Source organism: Pontitalea aquivivens (assembly GCF_046507575.1).
Lineage (GTDB): Bacteria > Pseudomonadota > Alphaproteobacteria > Rhodobacterales > Rhodobacteraceae > Pontitalea > Pontitalea aquivivens.
The window spans coordinates 38,785-55,310 of sequence record NZ_JBKFEY010000018.1; the positions used below are offsets into that span (position 1 = coordinate 38,785).

Annotated in this window: 14 protein-coding genes; 13 read left to right on the forward strand and 1 reads right to left on the reverse strand. The window is 62.2% G+C overall.

Annotation, left to right across the window (positions count from 1 at the left end):
* Positions 1-14 precede the first annotated feature (14 nt).
* On the forward strand, positions 15-416 hold the full coding sequence (locus tag ACK8OU_RS15410) for an antitoxin Xre-like helix-turn-helix domain-containing protein (RefSeq protein WP_410304301.1): 402 nt from the start codon (positions 15-17) through the stop codon (positions 414-416).
* Positions 413-1,114: an RES family NAD+ phosphorylase gene (locus tag ACK8OU_RS15415; RefSeq protein WP_410304302.1), complete on the forward strand. Its 702-nt coding sequence runs from the start codon at positions 413-415 to the stop codon at positions 1,112-1,114. The genes ACK8OU_RS15410 and ACK8OU_RS15415 overlap by 4 nt, the downstream gene beginning before the upstream one ends.
* 523 nt (positions 1,115-1,637) lie before the next feature.
* Here ACK8OU_RS15415 and ACK8OU_RS15420 read toward each other — a convergent pair.
* The gene (locus ACK8OU_RS15420) at positions 1,638-1,931 is read right to left on the reverse strand and encodes a hypothetical protein (protein WP_410304303.1); all 294 of its coding nucleotides are present in this window, start codon (positions 1,929-1,931) and stop codon (positions 1,638-1,640) included.
* Positions 1,932-2,107: 176 nt separating this feature from the next.
* Here ACK8OU_RS15420 and ACK8OU_RS15425 point away from each other — a divergent pair, with 176 nt between their 5' ends.
* The 11 genes from ACK8OU_RS15425 to ACK8OU_RS15475 form a co-directional block, all read left to right on the forward strand.
* The gene (locus ACK8OU_RS15425; protein ID WP_410304304.1) at positions 2,108-6,487 is read left to right on the forward strand and encodes a strawberry notch-like NTP hydrolase domain-containing protein; all 4,380 of its coding nucleotides are present in this window, start codon (positions 2,108-2,110) and stop codon (positions 6,485-6,487) included.
* A 3-nt stretch (positions 6,488-6,490) separates the two neighbouring features.
* On the forward strand, positions 6,491-7,522 hold the full coding sequence (locus tag ACK8OU_RS15430; RefSeq protein WP_410304305.1) for a DUF7146 domain-containing protein: 1,032 nt from the start codon (positions 6,491-6,493) through the stop codon (positions 7,520-7,522).
* A 364-nt stretch (positions 7,523-7,886) separates the two neighbouring features.
* Complete coding sequence (locus ACK8OU_RS15435; RefSeq protein ID WP_410304306.1) at positions 7,887-8,819, forward strand: DUF2493 domain-containing protein; 933 nt, start codon at positions 7,887-7,889, stop codon at positions 8,817-8,819.
* 85 nt (positions 8,820-8,904) lie between these two features.
* Entirely contained in the window at positions 8,905-9,180 is a 276-nt protein-coding gene (locus ACK8OU_RS15440) for a WGR domain-containing protein (RefSeq protein WP_410304307.1), read from the forward strand.
* A gap of 48 nt (positions 9,181-9,228) precedes the next feature.
* Positions 9,229-9,477, forward strand: a complete 249-nt coding sequence (locus tag ACK8OU_RS15445; RefSeq protein ID WP_410304308.1) for a FitA-like ribbon-helix-helix domain-containing protein — start codon at positions 9,229-9,231, stop codon at positions 9,475-9,477.
* Positions 9,478-9,480: 3 nt separating this feature from the next.
* A complete protein-coding gene (locus tag ACK8OU_RS15450; RefSeq protein ID WP_410304309.1) occupies positions 9,481-9,903 on the forward strand; it encodes a type II toxin-antitoxin system VapC family toxin in 423 nt (140 codons plus the stop codon).
* On the forward strand, positions 9,900-12,635 hold the full coding sequence (locus ACK8OU_RS15455; protein WP_410304310.1) for a class I SAM-dependent DNA methyltransferase: 2,736 nt from the start codon (positions 9,900-9,902) through the stop codon (positions 12,633-12,635). The genes ACK8OU_RS15450 and ACK8OU_RS15455 overlap by 4 nt, the downstream gene beginning before the upstream one ends.
* The gene (locus tag ACK8OU_RS15460) at positions 12,632-13,075 is read left to right on the forward strand and encodes a hypothetical protein (protein ID WP_410304311.1); all 444 of its coding nucleotides are present in this window, start codon (positions 12,632-12,634) and stop codon (positions 13,073-13,075) included. Before ACK8OU_RS15455 ends, ACK8OU_RS15460 begins: the two co-directional genes overlap by 4 nt.
* The gene (locus ACK8OU_RS15465) at positions 13,075-15,123 is read left to right on the forward strand and encodes a pseudomurein-binding repeat-containing protein (protein WP_410304312.1); all 2,049 of its coding nucleotides are present in this window, start codon (positions 13,075-13,077) and stop codon (positions 15,121-15,123) included. The genes ACK8OU_RS15460 and ACK8OU_RS15465 overlap by 1 nt, the downstream gene beginning before the upstream one ends.
* A complete protein-coding gene (locus tag ACK8OU_RS15470) occupies positions 15,116-16,312 on the forward strand; it encodes a GIY-YIG nuclease family protein (protein WP_410304313.1) in 1,197 nt (398 codons plus the stop codon). The genes ACK8OU_RS15465 and ACK8OU_RS15470 overlap by 8 nt, the downstream gene beginning before the upstream one ends.
* A gap of 8 nt (positions 16,313-16,320) precedes the next feature.
* Positions 16,321-16,526 (forward strand): hypothetical protein (locus tag ACK8OU_RS15475; RefSeq protein ID WP_458524357.1); only part of this gene is annotated, 206 nt, incomplete at its 3' end.

Consider the following 16,526-nt stretch of genomic DNA (forward strand, 5'->3'; position numbering starts at 1 on the left):
CTATATTCAGTCCAATGGAGGACGCCATGTACGTCGCAGAGAAAATCCGAGAACCCGCACAGATCAACGCCGTCGCGTTGAAGGCCTATGCGCGCGTGGCCGATGCCTGGGGCCTTAACCTGAACGAAGCGGCTGGCCTTGCCGATATGACGGTGAGCACGTGGAAGCGCGCCAAGAAGCCGGACTTTGCGGGAGAACTGACCAAGGATCAACTGCTGCGACTCAGTGCGGTGATCGGCATCTACAAATCGCTCGAACTCTACTTCTCCGAGCCGCTCGCGCGAAGCTGGTTCACCCGACCGAACACCGGCCCGCTGTTCGGAGGCAGCCGTCCGGTTGACACCGCCATCGACGGCGGCTTGCCGCAAATTCTCGCGGTTCGGACCTATCTGGATGCGCTGCGTGGTGGGGCATGAAGCAGACCGAGATTTCCGATCGCGGTCTCGTTCGTCTTCTGCCCGCTACCTACCACAAGCCGCCATCCCTGCGCGGTCTCGTCGATACCGATGACGAGATGGAGATCCTCGCAGTGATCGAGGGCCTGACCAGCGGCCGCCTTCTGGCCGAACGTGGCCGCAATCCCCATCTGGACCCGCGCGAGCTTGCCTGGCAGCGGCGCAGCCGCGATCTGCGCATTTACGGCGACAGTCATGTCAACGCCGCCTTCACCTATACCCGCGCCGGCGGGAACCGCTTCAACACCGAAGATCGTGGCGCCTGGTACTGCGCGTGGGAGGTGATGGTTTCTGTCAGCGAAGTGGCCTGGCACCGCACCCGTGAACTCGGCTTTACCGGCAGCTTCCATGACAGCGCTCGCTATGTGGAATTGTTGGCGGATTTCATCGGGATCTTCGATGATCTGACCGATGAGCCGGAACACCCAGCGCTGCATCCCGATCCGGCTGTCGGATATCCCGAGGGCCAAAGCCTGGCCCAACATCTTCGCCGGGCTGGATCGCGGGGCCTGATCTACCCCTCAGTTCGGGCTCCCGCGCCGGGCGGGAATTGCCTCGTCTGCTTCGAGCCCCACGCCATCCAGAACGTCCGGCCGGGCGCTTCTTGGGATCTTGTTTGGGATGGGACACCGCACTACTCGCTTACTGCCGTCGGCTGACGAGTAATGGCGCATGCGCTTTTTTTGGGGGGGCGAAGACATGAAACCGGCAAACGGCAACAGGCCGGACGTCACGCACTTGAAGTCATGTGACCATCAGTTGTTCTTTGAGGCTTTGGACTGAGTCCGCCGGTCTTCTGGGCTTCCTATAGACGCGCTGAGGAAGGCGACGTCTCTGCCCCAAGAGACCACTATAGTTTTCTTCGATGAGGTTGCTTTTCCAGCGTTATGGACGCTCCAATATCACCATTTCCAAAGAATTGATGGACTAGCCCCACGTGAAGGGAGATCTGAAGACGCTGGGTCGAAAGACGGCAACGACTTGCAGCGGTTGCCGAAGGTCTCAGCGGTGTACGTCCCGGTCTGCCGCCGCGACCAGACCTTGGTCCTTCGGACAGGAGCTTGACCGAGGCTGATGTCCCAAAGGGCAAATCTGCCAATCTATAGGTTGGCAACTACGCTCGGTTTGCCAAGCCACGGTATGGCAGAAGCTCCGGAAGGCCGGAGCTAGCCGGTGCCGTGCTCACTTGTTCCCGTCGATCCACTTCGACATCAGCCCCTTGTCGCGGAAACACTCCTCCGGCACGGCGCGGCGTTTGATCCGGGCGAGACGCTCGGCGAAGGCGACCTGCTTTGATGTCGGGCGGCTGTCCTGCGTGCCCGGCTTCAGCTTGGCCTGCGCGTCGATCCAGGCGCTCAAGGAGCGCCGATCTTGCTGAACCTCCCACGGCAAAAGCGTCTGGTTGCGCAGGGCCAGCGCGCGGGCGTAGGCGATCTGCTTGGGCGTCGCGGGCAGGGCGTAAGTGGTGCTTTCCATCGGGGATCTCCCTTCTTAGCGTGGCTCGTAAAATAGAACATAACAGGAACAAAAGCAAGCCACCTGCGGAAATCATGGGGTTTGAGAGGAAGAGGATGGCCGGGGAAGGTCAGGCCTGAGGGTGCCCGAAAGAGGGTGTCCGGGCCTGATCCTGTTCCTCATTCCGGAGTTTCCCGATGACCCTTCTCGCCCCCTTTGCGACCGAGCGCGCCCTTGCGCCTGTCGCCCCTATCCCGTCCCTCGATACGGCTGCTGCGATCTTGAGTGTGGCCGATGCGCTGCAGCCTGATCTGGCGCAGGGTTTCCAGATCAATGCGCTGCGCCTGCGCGTTGAGATGGAGCGCGCCTTTGGCGGCTCTGACGCGACCGGCGCCTGGGACTGGAAGCTGGCCTATGAGGCGGGCGAGGCAGCGCTGGTCCTGTTCCTGCGGAAGTTTGGCCGCGCGATGTTGGCGCGGGCGGGCTCGCCCGCAGCGCTGCTGCCGATCCTTGCCAAGGTGTCCGGCCTTTTGCCGACCCATACGCGGCGGTCCGAGGAGATGGAGCGGTTCCAGCAGTTCTCGACGCCGCTGCCCATGGGGCTGGCCGCAATGGCTGCAGCACAGATCACCGCGCGCGATTTGGTGCTGGAGCCATCGGCTGGTACCGGGCTTCTGGCGGTCCTCGCGGAACTCGCGGGCGGCAGCCTCGCGCTGAACGAGCTTGCCGACACCCGCGCTGATCTCCTCCGTCGCTTGTTTCCGGGCCGCCCCGTCACGGGCTTTGACGCAGCCCAGATCGACGATCATCTCGACGCGGATCTGCGCCCGAGCGTCATCCTGATGAACCCGCCCTTCTCGGCGGTGGCCAATGTCGATGCCCGCACCACCGAGGCGACAGCCAGGCATCTGCGCTCGGCGCTTGCGCGTCTGGTCCCCGGCGGACGGTTGGTCGCCATCACCGGTGCCCGTTTCGCGCCCGATGCGCCCGCCTGGGCTGAGACCTTCGGTCGCCTGACCGAGACCGCGCATCTGGTGTTCACAGGCGCCGTGTCAGGTGCCGCGTTTGCCAAACACGGCACGAGTTTCGAGACCCGTATCTCTGTCTTCGACAAATGCCGCGGTGGCGAGCCGGGCGGCATCACAGCCGATCTGACGCGCCCGATATCGCCTGATGTCGCGAGCCTGCTGTCGCTGATCACCACCCACGTCCCTCCGCGCCTCGTGCTGGCGCAGGTCGCACCAGCCGGGCAGGGCCTCACTTCCCCCTTCCCGGGAAATCCTGCCCGCACCACGCGCACAGGCATCAGCTCGTCGCGCGCCACGCCTGCAACAGCCCCCACCAACACCGTGGTGCAGATCGAGGCCGCAGACCTCGCCTATACCCTGCGCGATGCAACCGAGGACGGGGCCAGCACGCGCCTGTCGGATGCCATTTATGAGACCTTCCGGCTGCAGGCGATCGACATCCCCGGCGCTACACCGCACCCGACCAAGCTGGTGCAATCGGCGGCCATGGCCTCGGTCGCGCCCCCAAAACCCAGCTACCGGCCCAAGCTTCCAACCGCCATCCTGCACGATGGCCTTCTGTCCGACGCGCAGCTTGAGACCGTGATCTACGCGGGCGAGGCGCATGGCGCGCATTTCGCCGGGTCTTGGTCCGTGGATGAGACCGGCGATATGGTCTCGGCCGCCAAGGACGATGATCCCGACGCCATCCGTTTCCGGCGCGGGTTTTTCCTCGGCGATGGCACAGGCGCGGGCAAGGGCCGTCAGTCGGCCGGGATTGTGCTCGACAACTGGTGCCACGGTCGGCGCAAGGCGCTCTGGATCTCGAAGAGCGACAAGCTCCTCGAGGACGCTCAGCGCGACTGGTCTGCCCTTGGCCAGGAGCGGCTGCTGGTCACGCCGCTCTCACGATTTGCCCAAGGCCGCGACATCCCGCTTTCTGAGGGCATTCTGTTCACCACCTATGCCACGCTGCGCTCCGAGGAGCGGGGGGCAAAAAAGTCCCGCGTCGACCAGATCGTCGACTGGCTCGGGGCTGATTTCGACGGGGTGATCCTGTTTGACGAAAGCCATGCCATGGCGAATGCCGCAGGATCGAAGGGCGAACGCGGCGACACGGAAGCCTCGCAGCAGGGCAGGGCGGGCCTGCGGCTCCAGCACAAGCTGCCCAATGCCCGTGTGGTCTATGTTTCCGCCACGGGGGCGACAACAGTGCACAACCTCGCCTATGCGCAACGCCTCGGGCTTTGGGGCGGCGAAGATTTCCCTTTCGCAACCCGTGCCGAGTTTGTGCAGGCCATTGAGGCCGGCGGCGTCGCCGCGATGGAGGTCCTCGCCCGCGACCTGCGGTCGCTCGGCCTCTACACCGCCCGGTCACTTTCCTATGACGGCGTCGAATACGAGATGCTGGAACACGCGCTGACCCCTGAGCAGCGCGGCATCTATGATGCTTATGCCGGGGCCTTCGCCATCATCCACAACAACCTCACCGCCGCGATGGAGGCGGCCAATATCACGGGTGAGAACGCCACGCTGAACCGGCAAGCCAAATCCGCTGCGCGTTCTGCCTTCGAATCCGCCAAGCAGCGCTTCTTTGGCCATCTGCTTACCTCGATGAAAACCCCCACCCTGATCGCTGCCATCGACGCCGATCTCGCGGCTGGCCATGCAGCGGTGATCCAGATCGTCTCGACAGGTGAGGCGCTGATGGAGCGCCGCCTGTCGGAGATCCCCACGGACGAGTGGAACGATGTGCGGGTGGATATCACGCCAAGAGAGGCTTGCCTGGACTACCTCGCCCATTCCTTCCCGGTGCAGCTCTATGAGCCCTTCACCGATAGCGAAGGCAACCTCTCCTCGCGCCCGGTCACGCGCGATGGCCAGCCGGTCGAATGCCGCGAGGCCGCCCGGAGGCGCGACGCGCTGATCGAGCATCTGGCCAGCCTGCCGCCGGTGCCCGGGGCGCTCGACCAGATCGTCCAGCGTTTCGGCACCGACCTTGTGGCCGAGGTCACGGGCCGCTCGCGCCGCATCGTGAGAAAAGGCGAAGGTCCTGCCGCCCGCCTCGTCGTGGAAAGCCGGGCAGGGTCTGCCAACCTTGCGGAAACCGCCGCCTTCATGGATGACCAGAAGCGCATCCTGATCTTCTCGGATGCCGGTGGCACGGGGCGGAGCTACCACGCCGACCTCGGGGCCAAGAACCAGCGCCTGCGGGTCCACTACCTGCTCGAGCCGGGCTGGAAGGCCGATGCCGCGATCCAGGGCCTCGGGCGCACCAACCGCACCAATCAGGCGCAGCCGCCACTGTTCCGCCCCGTCGCCACCGATGTGAAAGCAGAAAAGAGGTTCCTGTCGACCATCGCGCGTCGCCTCGACACGCTCGGGGCCATCACGCGCGGCCAACGCCAGACCGGCGGGCAGGGGCTGTTCCGGCCCGAGGACAACCTCGAGAGCCCCTATGCCCGCGATGCCTTGCGCCAGCTTTACCGCCGCATCTATCGCGGCGATGTTGCGGGCTGCTCGCTCGGGGCGTTTGAGGATGCGACCGGCCTCAGCCTGACTGATGACAACGGTCTGAAGGATGACTTGCCGCCGATCACAACCTTCCTCAATCGCCTGCTGGCGCTGACGATCGACATGCAGGCGGTCCTGTTCTCGGTCTTCGAGGAACTCCTCGACCAGCGAATCGAGGGCGCTATCGCTGCCGGGGTCTACGATCTCGGGCTCGAGACGCTGCGCGCCGAAAGCTTCCGCGTCACAGATGCGCGGGTAATCTACACCCATCCCGGCTCCGGCGCGGAAACCCAGCTGCTGACCATCGCGGAGAAACGGCGGAACACGCCGACCGCGCTGGCGGATGCGCTCGACTGGCTCGACGATCCCAAGGCTCGCCTTCTCGTTAACAGCCGCTCAAACAGGGCTGCCGTGCAGGTGCCCGCCACCAGCCTGATGCTGGACGACGGCACCATCGAACCCCGCCTGCGGCTGATCCGCCCGCTGGAGGCCAGCACGGTTCCGGCCAAGATCATGGAAGACACCCATTGGCTGGAAGCCGACCGCGCAGTCTTCGCCGCCGCATGGACCGCGGAACTGACCGAGGTGCCGGAATTCACGGAAACCACGCTGCACATCGTGGCGGGGCTGCTGCTGCCGATTTGGAAGCAACTGCCGCAGGACGAGACCCGCGTCTACCGGCTACAAACCGACGATGGTCAGCGCATCATCGGTCGCCGCGTTTCGCCGTCGTGGGTCGCGACCACACTTGCCGCCGATGCGCCGAAGCTCACGGCGGCGCAAGTCCATGCCCTTGTTCTGGAGGGCAAGACGGTCGTGCGCTTGGCCGAAGGGATGGAGCTGCACCGCTCGCGCGTCATGGGCGTCAACCGGATCGAGCTGTCGGGCTTTTTGGGTGCCGCCAAGGACCGGCTGAAGGCAGATGGGTTCTTCTCGGAGATCATCGCCTGGAAACTGCGGCTCTTCTGTCCAGCAGACTCCAGCGGCATCGCAGTGCTTGATCGTCTTCTTGCACGTTGTCCCGTGACGGGACTACATGCGCGTGGAGGGTGCTGAGCCATGTATTCCGAGACCGAAGACGTGATCCGCGCTCTGGCGGAGAACGCAGAGAGCGTGTGTCGCGCCTACCTTCCCGCCGGACGGCGGGAAGGGTCCTACTGGATCGTCGGCGATTTGCAGAACAACCCCGGCCGGTCGCTCTTCGTGCGGCTGACTGGACCCACTTCGGGGCCGGGCGCCCGTGGCAAATGGCAGGATGCGGCGGTCGGACTGCATGGCGATCTCCTCGACATCATCCGCGAGCGAACCGGGATCTCGCGCTTTCCCGATCTTCTGGCCGAGGCCCGGGCGCATCTTGGTCGTCCCCAGCCGGTCCTCCCGAATACGCCAGTGCCGAAGAAGGCCAAACCCCCCGGTGGCACACCAGCGGCAGCGGCGCGATTGTTTGCAGCCTCGATGCCGGTCGCAGGCACGCTTGCCGACACCTACCTCCGCTCCCGAGGCATCACCCAAGGCGGATTGACGAATGCGCTGCGCTTCCACCCGAAGTGCTGGCATCGGGATGAGGGCCAGACCCGGAGCATCCCCAGACCGGCGCTGATAGCTGCGGTCACCGATGGGGCAGGGGCCTTGCAGGGTGTGCATCGCACTTGGTTGGCACCTGACGGACAGGGGAAGGCGGAGGTCGAGACGCAGCGGCGGGCCATGGGTCACCTCCTGGGCAATGCCGTCAGGCTGACCCCGCATGATGACATCCTCGTGGTCGGCGAAGGCATCGAGACCATGCTGTCGCTCGTCGAGGCAGTGCCCGGCCTTCCCGTCTGGGCGGCGCTGTCGTCGGGTCACCTCGGGGCCGTCCTGCTGCCAAAGGGGCTGCAGCGCCTTTACATCGCCATCGACCGCGATCCGGCCGGGCGACGCGCGGCAGAGAGGTTGAGCGCCAGAGCAACCGAGGTCGGGATTGCCGTTCGGGTGTTGGAACCGCTGCTCGGAGATTTCAACGATGATCTCCGCGCGAACGGCAAGGAGGCGCTGCGTAAGCATCTGGCAGGTCAGTTCGGGCCAGAGGATCGTCAACGCCTGTTGGCGTGAGCTGCATCGCGCAGGGGGCTTTCTGGGGGAGTGCGGGGCAGGGGTCCTGCAATCCTGTCGCGGTTCTGGATCGTCGCTGCCTTTTCCCGGGCAATCTCATCCACCCGTCCCCCGAGCGGCCTTCAAGAGATGGGCAGGCGGCCGTCAAAGGGGCCGCCCCTTCAAGGACGGGGGGCGACTGATTTCCGCCGGCGGGGCTCGCCCCGCCTTTGCATCTCGAGACAAATCAGCCGCCCCCCGTCCTCCTCCACATGCGTTCCGGCCCCGAAAGGGGGTGAAGGGGCGTCCCCCGTGACGGCTTTCGCAGCCCATGAAGGCCGCGCGGGATGACGCGCGGACGAGACAGGCCCGGAGGCAAGAACCGATGACGATCCACACCCACGACGACGCGTATGAACCCGCCCACACCGCATCCCAGACCGCCCATGCGCTCGACGAGCTGCAGCTTTATGGCTTCCGTCCTTTTGATGAGCCTGATCCGCGCCCGATGCCCGATGGGCAGCGCCTCGCGGTCGCCGTCGCCGACATCTTCGATGCCCTCGTCGCGACCCTGGAAGACACCCGCATGGAACCCGACCTCGAAGAGGTGCTCTGGGGCCAGGTCAACCTCTTTCACCGCGCCACAGCGAGGATTGAGCGGTCGCTCGACGAGAACGAGCAGGTGCAGCGCCGCCTTCAGCGCGAGCAGGACGGCTCCGAGGTGAAATCCACCGAACTCGAGCGCCTGACGGCCGAAGGCCTGACGCTGATCGAACGGCGCAACTGCATGGATATGATGCGAGATCACGCCGCCACCGAGTTCGTCCATCACACGGGATCAACTTGGCGGCCTCGCACCGGCTCGATGGTGAACCGCCAGCACATGACCGCAGCTCTGATCGACAGCCGCGATTTCCTCGCCGCCAAGCGCCGCGCAGAGACCGAGGTGATGCTTCCCGCAGGTCCCAAGGTTGCCCTCACCGGTGGGACCGACTTCAACGATCATCGCCTGATCTGGGGCAAGCTCGACCAGGTCCGGACCAAGTATCCCGACATGGTCCTCCTGCACGGTGGCAGCCCGAAGGGCGCAGAGCTCATCGCCGCCAAATGGGCCGAGGCTCGCAGCGTGACGCAGGTGGCCTTCAAGCCCGACTGGACCAAGCACGCCAAGGCCGCGCCCTTCAAGCGCAACGACGCGATGCTCGATGTGCTGCCCGTGGGCGTCCTCGTTTTCCCGGGCACCGGCATCCAGGAGAACCTCGCCGACAAGGCCAAGAAGCTGGGCATCCCGGTCATGAAGTTCGAGAAGGGGGCGTGAGCCCCCTTTTCCCCTCGCGGGGAAATCGAGGTGGAAGCGCACACTTCCACCTGATATTGTGTAGGAAACCTCAATTGATCACTACATGTACCATAGCCCGATCCAGCTCGATGTCTTCCCGATTGACGTGCAGATGCGCCGGATCGATCTGGCGCGCAACATGCGTCGCTTCTATCGGCTGAGCGTACAGCGCGATCTTTTCGGCCGTGCTAGCCTCGTGCGCGAGTGGGGTCGGATCGGCTTCCGTGGCCAGATGATGATCGAGACCCACCCGGACGAAGGCAAAGCGATCACCGCGTTGATGAAGCTCGCAGCAGTGAAGAAGCGGCGGGGCTATGAGGCTCTGCACTCAGGCAATTAGTCTTGATCGCATTGATTGCGATGATTACACTCCTCTCAGGAGGATATCATGGCAAGCATTACCATCCGGAACCTTGATGATGACGTGAAGCGCCGCCTTCGCATCCGCGCGGCCGAGCATGGCCGTTCGATGGAAGAGGAGGCGCGCGAGATATTGCGCCACGTCGTTGGTGAGGCAAAACCCAACCACGATCTTGCCGCGGCGATCCGCGCGCGTGTCGCGCCTCTGGGCGGCATTGATCTCGACCTTCCGCAGCGCGAAGCCATGCGTGAACCGCCCGCGTTCGACCAGGCCTGACGCATGATCATTCTCGATACGAATGTCATCTCCGAGCTGTTGCGCCCGGCCCCGGAGCCCAAGGTCGAACACTGGCTGTCCGCGCAGGACGGGCTGAACGTCTACCTGACCTCGATATCGGAGGCAGAGCTGCGCTATGGTCTCGCGATCATGGGGAACGGCAAACGCCGCGCCGCGCTGGTTGACGCTGTGGACCGCATCCTGCGCGAGGACTTGGCCGGGCGTATCCTGCCCTTCGACAGCGACGCCGCGCAGTCCTATGCCACCATTGCCGCCGGACGACGCGCCGCCGGGCGGCCGATCGCCCAGGCGGATTGCCAGATCGCATCCATTGCGCACGCCTGCGGCGCCACCGTCGCCACACGCAATACGCCTGACTTCGAGGGTTGCGATATCGACCTGATCAACCCCTGGACTACCGCATGAACGCCGTTGAGATTGAACAAGCCGTTTCCGAACTCGCCGAGCAGCCCTTTGACGCGGCAGAGTTCCCCTATGCCTTCCTCATGGCCTTCGGAAACAAGGACACGACGATCAAGCGCTTGCGCACCGGCGCGTCGAACAAGTCCGACCTCGGCGGCGTCCTTCAGACCAACAACATCCACCTGACAACCTGCGCCCCGGGCGACATCGCGGCGACCCTGACCGCCCTTCGCGACAGCCCCGCCACCACCCGCGCCAAGGCCAAGTTCATCCTCGCCACCGACGGCATCGACCTCGAGGCTGAGGACATCACCACCGGCGAAACCATCGCCTGCCGCTACACCGATTTCCCCGACCATTTCGGCTTCTTCCTGCCGCTGGCCGGGATCTCCACCGTCAAACAGATCCGCGAGAGCGCCTTTGACATCCGCGCGACCAGCCGTCTCAACCGGCTCTATGTCGAGCTGATCAAGGACAACCCCGACTGGGGAGTGGCCTCCAAACGCCACGACATGAACCATTTCATGGCGCGGCTGATCTTCTGCTTCTTCGCCGAAGACACCGACATCTTCGTCAGCGACAACCTGTTCACCGCCACCATCGACCAGATGGCCAACCGCGACGGCTCGAACACGCACGAGGTCATCGGCGAAATCTTCCGCGCGATGAACACCCCCATCCCAAAACGCGCCGAGGCCAAGCTGCCCCGTTGGGCCGATGCCTTTCCCTATGTGAACGGCGGGCTGTTCTCCGGTAGCACCGATGTGCCGCGCTTTTCCAAGATCGCGCAGCGCTATCTCTCCCATATCGGCAGCCTCGACTGGACGCAGATCAACCCCGACATTTTCGGGTCGATGATCCAGGCCGTCGCGGATGAAGAGGAACGCTCGGTTCTCGGCATGCACTACACCTCCGTGCCGAACATCCTGAAGGTGCTGAACCCGCTCTTCCTTGATGATCTGCGCGCGGAGCTGGAGGCGGCGGGCGACAATGCGCGCAAGCTGGCCAATCTGCGGGCGCGCATGGCCAAGATCCGCGTCTTCGATCCCGCCTGCGGGTCGGGCAACTTCCTTGTCATCGCCTACAAGGAAATGCGCAGCATCGAGTATGAGATCAACAAGCGGCGGGGCGAGCCGCTGCGGCGCACCGATATTCCCCTGACCAACTATCGCGGGATCGAGCTGCGGGATTTCTCGGCCGAGATCGCGCGGCTGGCGCTGATCATCGCGGAATACCAATGCGACGTGACCTATCGCGGCCAGAAAGAGGCGCTGGCCGAATTCCTGCCGCTGGACGCGCAGAACTGGATCACCTGCGGCAACGCCCTGCGGCTGGACTGGCTGTCAGTCTGCCCGCCCACGGGGACGGGGGTGAAGTTTCAGGCCGATGACCTGTTCATGTCGCCGCTGGATCAGGCACAGATCGATTTCGCGAACGAAGGGGGCGAGACCTATATCTGCGGGAACCCGCCTTACCGTGGAAGTAAGTGGCAATCGCCTGAGCAAAAAGAGGACATGGTGGTCGCATGGGCCAAGCACTCCAAGCTGGCAAAGACTACTGATTTTGTAGCGGGCTGGATCGCCAAGTATTTGGATTATGTCCAAGCGGTTCCAAACGCTGTGGCAGCTTTCGTGACAACCAACAGCATCTGCCAAGGACAACAGGCTTCTGAAATATGGCCACTTGCAAAAGCCCGAGGCGTTGAAATTCGCTTTGCCCATAGCGCTTTTAAGTGGAGCAATTTGGCGAGCCATAATGCAGGTGTAACGGTAATTATAGTTGGTCTTGGTCAAACTTCATCAAGGCCGAAGCTGCTGTATGGCGGTGACACAGTCCGCGAATGTGAAGGCATTGGACCATATCTTGTGCCAAACCAACTTGAGGCAGTATTGAAGGCGAATGAGCCTCTCGGTGAGCAAGCTAAGATGCTCTTCGGAAACATGCCAAGAGATGGCGGGCATCTTTTTCTTTCCGCTGAAGAAGCCCAAAAACTTCGCGCAGACAGCACAGTTGCACACATGGTTCGCACCTTTGTCGGCTCCGAAGAACTCATCAATGGAAAGCTACGTTTCTGCCTGTGGATTGAGGCTGACGAATTCGAACACGCGAAAGCAAATCCCTTTATCGCTGATCGCTTAGAGAAAGTGACGGCTAACAGGCTCGAGTCACCTGCGCAGTCCACAAAGGACTTCGCGGCTAAGCCATATCGCTTTGTTCAGATAGGCGGTGTAGCAAAGCGCACGCAAATCCTTGTTCCGGGAGTCAGTTCTGAAAACCGGGAATACCTTCCTTGTGATTTTCAGGATTCAAGCGCAATCGCGTCGAATAAACTCTTCGCCCTCTACGACGCCCCGCTTTGGAACATGGCGCTGATCGCCTCGCGCCTGCATTGGGTCTGGATCGGCACGGTCTGTGTGCGGATGCGAACTGATTTCAGCTATTCCAACACTCTCGGCTGGAACACCTTCCCCGTCCCCAAGCTGACCGAAAAGAACCGCGCCGATCTGACAGCGGCGGCGATCGGCATCCTTCTGGCCCGCGAGGCGCATTTCCCCGCCACCATCGCCGACCTCTACGACCCCGAAAAAATGCCCGCCAACCTCCGCGCCGCGCATGACCACAACGACGAGGTGCTGGAACGCATCTACATCGGCCGCCGCTTCCGCAACGACACCGAACGGCTGGAAAAACTGTTCGAGATGTACACGCGGATGACGACGAAGGTGAGCGCATGACCCATCCAACTGAACCACTGGCGCTGAACAAGGCTGTCTACAAGGATTTAAACTCTCGCCAAAAGGAAACCTACAATTTCCACCGTGTGGCGGGGCGCTTGGCTGAATATGGATATAACAGCATCCTTTTGTCGGATGACTGGCTTGGTGCAGATTTCATCGCATACCATAATGACGGCAAGCGGTTTTATCGTGTTCAACTCAAGGGGCGCATGACTATCGACGACAAATACGTCGGCAAGGAGCTGTACATCGCCTTTGTTGATCCAGACCCGGAAGGTGACCGTGTTTATGTCTACCCGCATGATGAAATGGCGAACCGGATAGATGCGGCTGGACGCATCAACGATTCTAAGTCGTGGAGCAAATACAGATCCTACTCATGGCCGAGCGTTTCTTCGTGGATGCGTGAACTGCTGGAAGAGTTCGAGGTAAAGTAATGACCAAAGGTATTCCTTCCGTCTCTGTCCAATACGCCGCCAATGGCAGCTCGACCAAGTCGAACGAACTGGGCATGCGCGCAATGCAGGAACGCGCCTATGAGAAGCGCGGCGAGCAATACCTGCTGATCAAATCGCCCCCGGCCTCGGGCAAAAGCCGCGCGCTGATGTTCATCGCGCTCGACAAGCTCCACAATCAGGGCCTGCGTCAGGCCATCGTCGTGGTGCCGGAAAAATCCATCGGGTCCAGCTTCAACGACGAACCGCTCAGCAAGTATGGCTTCTGGGCCGACTGGACCGTCCAGCCGCAATGGAACCTGTGCAACGCCCCCGGTGGTGATGACGGCAAGGTCGGCGCCATGGGCAAGTTCCTAGCGAGCGACGACAAGGTGCTGGTCTGCACCCACGCGACCTTCCGCTTCGCCGTCGACAAGTTCGGGATCGAGGTCTTTGACGATCGCCTGATCGCGGTGGACGAGTTCCATCATGTCTCGGCCAATCCCGACAACAAGCTGGGCACGCATCTGGGCGCGCTGGTCGCCCGCGACAAAGTACATCTGGTCGCCATGACCGGATCATACTTCCGCGGCGATGCCGAGGCCGTTCTGTCGCCCGAGGACGAGGCGCGGTTCGACACGGTCACTTACACCTACTACGAGCAGCTGAACGGCTACAAATACCTCAAGTCGCTCGACATCGGGTATTTCTTCTATTCCGGGTCCTATGCGGATGACATCCTCAAGGTGCTCGACCCGACCGAGAAGACGATCCTGCATATCCCGAACGTAAACTCGCGCGAGAGCACCAAGGACAAGCATCGCGAGGTCGAGCACATCATCGACGCCCTGGGCGACTGGCAGGGCACCGACCCCGCCACCGGGTTTCAGTTGGTCAAGACGCCCGAGGGGCGGGTGCTGCGCATCGCCGATCTGGTGGATGATGAGCCCGCCAAGCGCGACAAGGTTTCAGCTGCGCTGAAGGACCCTGCGCAGAAGAACAACCGCGACCATGTCGACATCATCATCGCCCTGGGGATGGCAAAGGAAGGGTTCGACTGGATCTGGTGCGAGCACGCCCTGACGGTCGGTTATCGCGCCAGCCTGACCGAGATCGTGCAGATCATCGGCCGCGCCACCCGCGATTCCGAGGGCAAGACGCGCGCCCGGTTCACCAATCTGATCGCCGAGCCTGATGCCGCGGCCGAAGCCGTGACCGAGGCGGTCAACGATACGCTGAAAGCGATCGCCGCGAGCCTCCTGATGGAGCAGGTGCTGGCCCCGCGTTTCAACTTCACGCCCAAGACCGTGAAAAGTGGCCCTGTCGAAGGGTTCGACTACGGCGAGGGCGGCTATGATCCAAACAAGGAGAACGTCGGCTTCAACGAGGCCAGCGGGCAGTTCCAGATCGAGATCAAGGGCCTCGTCGAACCCAAGAGCAAGGAAGCCAAGCGCATCTGCCAGGAAGACCTTAACGAGGTGATCACGGCTTTCGTTCAGGACAAGACCACGATCGAGCGCGGGCTCTTCGATGAGGAGTTGGTGCCCGAGGAACTGACGCAGGTTCGCATGGGCAAGATCGTCGGAGCAAAGTTCCCGGAGCTGGACGCCGAGGATCAGGAAGCCGTGCGCCAGCATGCGGTGGCCGCGCTGAACCTGACCCAGAAGGCGAAAGAGATCGCTCTGTCGAGCGGCGACGACACGCAGACCACGGGAAACACAGCGCTGATCGACGGGGTGCGCAAATTCGCGATGGATGTGCGTGAGCTCGACATCGACTTGATCGACCGGATCAACCCCTTCGGCGAAGCCTATTCGATATTGGCAAAGACGATGAGCGAGGAGAGCCTTCGGCAGGTTCAGGCCGTGATCTCGGCGAAAAAAGTGCAACTGTCACCGGACGAGGCGCGCGATCTGGCGAAGCGCGCTGTCAAGTTCAAGCAGGAGCGGGGTCGTCTGCCTTCCATCACATCGCCTGATCCATGGGAGAAGAAAATGGCCGAAGGCGTGGCATATCTCGCCCGCATGAAGCAGGAGGCTGCCAATGGCTAAGGGTTTCACCGAGGACGATGATGCCCTCCTTGCTGAGCTTGGCGTCGAGGTCGAGGTCAAGAAGCAGCTCAGCCGTACACCACGTGAAGAGCGCATCATCGCAGGCTTTGAGGAAATCCTGCAATTTGCCAAAGAGCACGGTCGGCCTCCCCAACACGGGGAAGACCGCGAGATATTTGAACGTCTCTACGCCGTGCGACTTGATCGCATCCGCGACTTGCAGGAGTGCCGCGATCTCCTTGCCCCACTGGACCAGCAAGGTCTCCTTGCAGACACCTCTTCCGCTCTCCCGGCGTCAGAGCCTGATGATTTAGATGACGACGCCCTTCTCGCTGAGCTGGGCGTGGAAGTCGCTAGATCACCACTCACAGAATTGAAGCACGTCCGGTCGACAGCCGAGAAAAAGGCCGCAGATGAGGTGGCAAACCGCGAGAAATGTGAAGATTTTGCGACGTTCAAGCCGTTGTTTGAGCAGGTCCAGAAAGAGCTGGATACCGGTTTGCGCGAGACCCGCCCGTTCGAGATGAAGGCCGAGATCGAGAAAGGACGCTTTTTCATCGTCAGTGGTCAGAAAGCCTATGTCGCGGACAAGGGCGAGACTATCACCAATGAGCAAGGTCGCACGGATGCGCGTCTGCGGGTGATTTTTGACAACGGCACTGAGAGCAACATGCTGATGCGCTCGCTGCAGAGGGCGTTAAACAAGGACGACGCTGGACGCCGGATCACAGATCCATCGGCGGGGCCACTTTTTTCGGATCAGACACTCGACGGTGATGAGGCGAGCGGGATCATTTATGTTCTTCGCAGCAAATCCGATCATCCACTTGTCACGGCAAACCGGGAACTCGTGCACAAGATCGGTGTCACCAATATGAGCGTTGATAAGCGGATCGCTGGCGCGCATCTGCAGCCGACGTTTCTTATGGCGAATGTCGAGGTGGTTGCGACATATGAACTCTACAACATCAACCGGTCCAAGCTGGAGAACCTGATCCACCGCATTTTCGAACCCGCACGGCTCGAGATCGAGATCATGGATCGCTTTGGAAGGCCTGTGGTTCCGCGAGAGTGGTTCCTCGTACCCTTATTCGCGATCAACGACGCAGTCGACAAGATCAGGGACGGCACAATAACCAGCTATCGCTATGATCCCCATGCTGCCGCACTCAAGCCGATTTTGAAGTAGGATAGGCGATGGATCGGGACCGTCATACGCGTCGAGGGAAATGGTCAGAGGCAGGCGTCCCGAAAAAAGGCTGGACCTGTGTAGCGGTCGAAGACTTGGAAGAGCCCAGCCAACTCTGCGAGATGTGTGAGAGCGCCGAAATCCGGTATGCCCATATCATGGAGCATCCGGACTATCCCGGTTCGCTTCAGGTCGGCTGCGTTTGTGCTGAGCG